Source organism: Streptomyces sp. NPDC059853, assembly GCF_042731495.1.
Classification (GTDB): domain Bacteria; phylum Actinomycetota; class Actinomycetes; order Streptomycetales; family Streptomycetaceae; genus Streptomyces.
The window spans coordinates 1-5,524 of the sequence record NZ_JBHWJL010000328.1 but is presented as its reverse complement, the minus strand read 5'-3'; the positions used below and the strand labels follow the sequence as shown (position 1 = coordinate 5,524).

General features: G+C 75.9%; 3 protein-coding genes and 1 pseudogene. 2 read left to right on the top strand and 2 right to left on the bottom strand.

All coding sequences use genetic code 11. The features are described from left to right. Nucleotides 1-171 precede the first annotated feature (171 nt). Nucleotides 172-984, top strand: a complete 813-nt coding sequence (locus ACFV5N_RS24115) for an SGNH/GDSL hydrolase family protein (RefSeq protein WP_385603565.1) — start codon at nt 172-174, stop codon at nt 982-984. 42 nt (nt 985-1,026) lie between these two features. On the opposite strand, the gene ACFV5N_RS24110 is transcribed toward ACFV5N_RS24115, so the two are convergent. Further along, nucleotides 1,027-2,325 (bottom strand): SWF or SNF family helicase, encoded by a 1,299-nt coding sequence (locus tag ACFV5N_RS24110; RefSeq protein ID WP_385603563.1) that lies wholly within the window; start codon nt 2,323-2,325, stop codon nt 1,027-1,029. After that, a complete protein-coding gene (locus ACFV5N_RS24105; protein WP_385603560.1) occupies nt 2,322-5,162 on the bottom strand; it encodes an SNF2-related protein in 2,841 nt (946 codons plus the stop codon). Before ACFV5N_RS24105 ends, ACFV5N_RS24110 begins: the two co-directional genes overlap by 4 nt. 238 nt (nt 5,163-5,400) lie before the next feature. Between ACFV5N_RS24105 and ACFV5N_RS24100 the strand changes: the two are divergent. Next, a pseudogene (locus ACFV5N_RS24100) lies at nt 5,401-5,524 on the top strand (DUF664 domain-containing protein); the annotation flags it as partial.

The following is a 5,524-nucleotide window of genomic DNA, read 5'->3' as shown; positions in this document are numbered from 1 at the left end:
CCCTGTGCGTCACCGCCCTCGGCCCGGCCGCCGCGTCCGCCCAGGACACCCCTGGGTCGTTGGACGTCACGCGCCGGTAATCCCCTTGGCATGGCCGCGACTTGTGCCGGGTACAGCGCAGGCGGAGTGATCCGCCGACCCAACCCCCACAGACCTTCCTTGGGAGGCTCCATGAAGTTGCGCCGCATGGTGAAGGTGGCCGCTACCGCGGCCCTCGCCCTGTGCGTCACCGCCCTCGGCCCGGCCGCCGCGTCCGCCCAGGACACCCCTGGTGCGGCGGCGGGCGCCTACGTCGCCCTCGGGGACTCGTACTCCTCGGGCGTCGGCGCCGGCAGCTACGACAGCGACAGCGGCGACTGCCGCCGCTCCACCGTCGCCTACCCGCAGCTGTGGGCCGACGCCAACGCCCCGTCCTCCTTCGACTTCACCGCCTGCTCCGGTGCCCGCACCACCGATGTGATCGCCACTCAGCTCGGTCCGCTGAGCGCGAGCACCACGCTGGTCAGCATCAGCATCGGCGGCAACGACGCCGGGTTCGCCGACACCATGCAGACCTGTGTGCTCAGCGGCACCAGCGCCTGTCTGTCGGCCGTCGCGACGGCCAACCAGTACATCACCGACACCCTCCCCGGCCGGCTCGACGCCGTCTACGACGCCATCCGGGCCGCCGCGCCCAACGCCGAGGTGGTCGTGCTGGGCTACCCGCGGATGTACGAACTCGGCGGCAGCTGCGCGTTCGGCATCAGCGAGGAGTCACGGGCGGCCATCAACAGCGCCTCGGACAACCTCAGCGACGTCACCGCCAAGCGGGCGGCGGACCACGGCTTCAGCTACGGGGATGTCCGCCCCGCCTTCACCGGTCATGAGATCTGCTCGTCCGACTCCTGGCTGCACAGCGTGACCCTGCCGGTCACCGACTCCTACCACCCCACGGCCGCCGGCCAGTCCGGCGGCTACTACCCCGTCATGGAGGACCTGGTCTGACCGACCTGCGGGCCGCCCCGGAACCACGGGGCGGCCCCGCCCTCACCCCCGGTCGCCCGCCACCGCCTCACGCGCCGTCAGCAGCGCCGTCGCCGGATCACCGGCCGGAGCGCCCGCCGGAGCCCACCGCCCCGACTCCCGGCGAAACGGCCACCACCGGCCGTCCGCCCCGTACCGCAGCTGCGCCCCCTCACCGACCACCGTCCAGTGCGTACCGGAGGCCCGCAGCCTCGGCCGCCCCGCCACCTCGTCCGCCCAGGCGCCCGCCAGCTGCGCCAGCGCCTCCGGCGGAGCCGCCCCCGGCGGATCCTCCAGCACGGCGATCCCGGCGCCGCCGCCCGCCCGCCAGGCCCGTACCGCGAGCCGCAACTCCGCGACGGAACGCCGGCAACCGCGCGCCAGCCGCACCGCCACCGGCTCCGGCGGACCGGCCGCCGCCAGCCGCACCGCGTCCTCCCACACCCCGTACCCGGCCGGTACCGGCTGCCCGGCGTGCCCGGGGCGCAGCGCGAGCGCCAGCAGCACTCGGGCGCGATCGGCCGCGTCGGCCGCCAGGAACTCCAGCGCCGCCGGGTCCACCTCGCCCGTCTCGCAGGGCACCAGCGACGGCGGTGTCCCCGTCCGCTCCACCGGCGGCGGCGCGGCGGGCAGCGGCGGATCACCGCCGAGCGCCGCCCGCGCCGCGTACCGTTCGGCGGCCGGCACCCCGGCGGGCTCCCGCGCGGCCGGCTCCGCCTCCCGGGCCGGTGCCGAGGCGGCCCGCACCTCGCGCAGCAGCGTCTCCTCGTCCCGGCCGCGCAACAGCAGCAGCACCCACGGGTCCTCGTCCAGCAGCCGCGCCGCCTGGTAGCACAGCGCCGCCGTGTGCACGCAGTGGTCCCACTCCCCGCACTCGCACTCCGGTTCCAGATCGCCGATGCCCGGCAGCAGATCCACCCCGGCCGCCGCCGCGTCCGCCACCAGATGCGGCGGCATCTCGCGGTCCAGCAGCGCCGCGAGGTGCCCGGCCTCGCCCGCCACCACCGCGAGCAGCCGCCGCCACTCGTCCGCCGACAGCCGGCGCAGCGTCACATCCGCCCGCCGCCCCGTGCCGTCCCGGTCCCGGACGACGGCGGTCAGCCGCCCCGGGCGTACCGACACCGCGCCCACCGCCCCGGCTCTGGCCGTGCGCCGGCCGGCCGCCATCACGGCGCCCTCCAGCGCGGAATCCTCCACCGCCCGCTGCCAGCCGACCCCCCACCAGCTGTGCGCGAACCCCCGGCCCCGCGCGGGCGGCAGGGCCGCGAACACCCGCTCCGTATCGCCACCGGCGCTCTGCTCCGGCTCCTCGTCCCAGCTCATGACACCCTCCGCAGGGTCACCAGTTCGGCCAGCTCGGCATCCGTCAGCTCGGTCAGCGCGGCTTCCCCCGCCCCGCCGAGCACCGCGTCCGCGAGCGACTGCTTGCGCCGCAGCAGCGCCGCGATCCGGTCCTCGACCGTTCCCTCCGCGATCAGCCGGTGCACCTGCACCGGGCGGTCCTGTCCGATTCGGTGGGCGCGGTCCGTCGCCTGCGCCTCGACCGCCGGGTTCCACCAGCGGTCGAAGTGGACGACGTGGTCGGCCCGGGTGAGATTGAGCCCGGTCCCGGCCGCCTTCAGCGACAGCAGGAACACCGGCACCGCGCCGCCCTGGAAGTCGCCTACCAACTCCTCGCGCCGGGCCACCGGCAGCCCGCCGTGCAGCAGCGCACACGGCACCGAACGGGCGCGCAGGTGCTCCTGGAGCAGCCGGGCCATCCGCACGTACTGGGTGAAGACCAGCACCTGGGAGCCGGCGGCCAGGATGTTCGCCAGGAGTTCGTCGAACGCCTCCAGCTTTCCGGAACGGCCCGCCAGTCGGGGGCTGCCCTCCTCCTTGAGGAACTGCGCCGGATGGTTGCAGATCTGTTTGAGGGAGGTCAGCAGCTTGACGATCAGTCCGCGCCGGGCGACCCCCGCGGACCCGGAGATCTCGGCCAGCGTCTCGCGCACCACCGCCTCGTACAGACCGGCCTGTTCGGGGGTGAGGGACACCGTGCGGTCGGTCTCGGTCTTCGGCGGCAGCTCGGGGGCGATGCCCGGGTCGGACTTGCGGCGGCGCAGCAGGAACGGGCGGACGAGAGCGGCCAGCCGTTCGGCGGCGGCCGGGTCGGCGCCGGACTCGACGGCGTCGGCGTAGCGGGTGCGGAAGGCGGTCAGCCGGCCGAGCAGACCGGGGGTGGTCCAGTCCAGGATCGCCCACAGTTCGGTGAGGTTGTTCTCCACCGGGGTGCCGGAGAGCGCGACCCGGGCCCGGGCGGGGAGGGTGCGCAGGGCCCTGGCGGTGGCGGAGGTGTGGTTCTTGACGTGCTGGGCCTCGTCCGCGACCAGCAGGCCCCAGTCGGTGGCGGCCAGCTCGGCGGCGTCCAGCCGCATGGTGCCGTAGGTGGTGAGGACGACCTCGTCCTCCGCCAGGGCGGTCAGGTCGCGGGCGGTGCCGTGGTAGCGGCGCACGGGGGTGCCGGGGGCGAACGTCTCGATCTCCCGCTGCCAGTTGCCGAGCAGCGACGCGGGACAGACGACCAGGGTCGGCCCCGGGTGCTCGCCGGTGGCATGCCGGTGCAGATGGAGGGCGATGAGGGTGATGGTCTTGCCCAGCCCCATGTCGTCGGCCAGCACCGCGCCCAGACCGAGCGAGGTCAGCCGGTGCAGCCAGCCCAGGCCGCGCAGCTGGTAGTCGCGCAGGGTCGCGGCGAGCCGTGCGGGCTGCGGGACGGGGCGGTGGAGCGGGCTCTCGGGGTCGGCCAGCCGGCGGCGCAGTTCCTCCAGCGCACCGGTGGCCCGTACCTCGACGCCCTGCCCGTCCTGCTCGTCCCTCTCGTCGCTCTCCAGCCGTCCGGTGAGCGCGGCGCGCAGCCCCTCCACGGCGGTGAGCTTGCGGTCGGGGCGGTTCCGGGCCCGGCGCAGCGCCTCGGGGTCGACCAGCACCCACTGGTCGCGCAGCCGGACCAGGGGGCGGCCGGATTCGGCGAGGCGGTCGAGTTCCGCCCGGGTCAGCGGGGTGTCGCCCAGGGCGAACCGCCAGTCGATGGCGGTGAGCGCGCCGGGGGAGAGAAGGGAGGGGCCGGGGCCGCCCTGCGGGTGGTCGGGGGAGCCGACCACGGCGTGGGTGGTGAGGGTGCGGACCAGGTCCCGGGGCCAGTGCACCTGGACACCGGCGGCGGTGAGGGCGCGGGAGACGGGGGCGCCGAGGAGTTCGGCGATCTCCTCGTCGGCGAGATCGACGGCGTCGGGAACGGCGGCCGACAGCAGGGGGGTGAGGGCGTCCCAGGCGGCGGCCGCGCGGCGCAGGGTGCGCAGGGCGTCGGTGCGGGCGCCGGGGGAGAAGGCGTGGGCGGGAGCGGTACCGGCGAAGAGCTGGGCGGCGTCGGTGACGACGGTGGGGTCGGTGAGGCTGTGCACCTGGGCGACGGCGCGGAACCGGGCGCGGTCGGTGCCGAGTCCGAGCGCTTCCACCCGCAGGGAGAGCCGTACGCCCGCGTCCTGTCCCGCCGCGACCTCGGTGGCCCAGGTGCGCAGTGCGGGGCGGCGTTCCGCGGTGCGGGCGGCGAAGGCCGGGCCGCCGGCGGCGAGTGCGGCAGCCGGGGTGCGCGGCAGGGTGTCGGCGACGGCGTCGAGGAACGCCCGGAGCAGGGGGTGCGGCGCGGGCAGCCGCGGTGGCGCGGCGGGATCGGGGGAGGGGAGCGGGACGGCGTGCGCGTGGACCGGCATGGCGTCGGCGAGTTCCCGCAGCCGTTCGATGTCGGCACTCTCCAGCGGGCCGAGCCGCCAGGCGTCGTACTCCCCGGGGCTGAGGCCGGGCAGCAGCCGCCCGCGGGCGGCGAGTTGCAGGGCGAGGACGGCGGCGGAGCCCCAGAACGCGGCGGAGCCGGTGCCCGCGGTCCTGGCCCGGGTCAGCAGCGGCAGCGCCTCGCGCACCGGCAGGACGAGGGCGGGGACCGTCACCGTCGTCACCGCGCCGTCCCCGGCGGGCAGGGCCACCGTCAGATCCCTGGGCTCGGCGGTGACGGACGCGGGCGGCCGGGCGGGCAGCTCCGGGGGCGAGCCGTCGGGCCGCCAGAACGCCACCTCGGAGGCGCGCGGGGGGTCGGCCGGGAGAAAGACGACGGCGGCGCTCATGCGTTCCTCAAAGTTGACTAGCTGGCGGGGCAGCGGCCGAGGGTACCCCATAGCCGCGGAGGGGCGGAAACCCCACGCGGGGGGTGGGGCTGGGTACACCATGGCCGGGGGGCTGTGGCCATAGCAGTGACGGCCCGTGGTTCATAGGTTCGTCACAACGGAACCATCCCCCTCGTACCGGAGTTGTTGCCATGCCCGAAGCGCCGGCCACCGCTGTGACCGCACCCCCGCCCGTCCCCGCCGCCCCCTGACGCCGACGGGGACCAATCTCCTCGGCCTGGTGAAACACGTGGCCACGGTGGAGGCCAGATACTTCGGCGAGGTCTTCGGCCGCCCCTCCCCGGAACCGCTGTGCCGCTGGC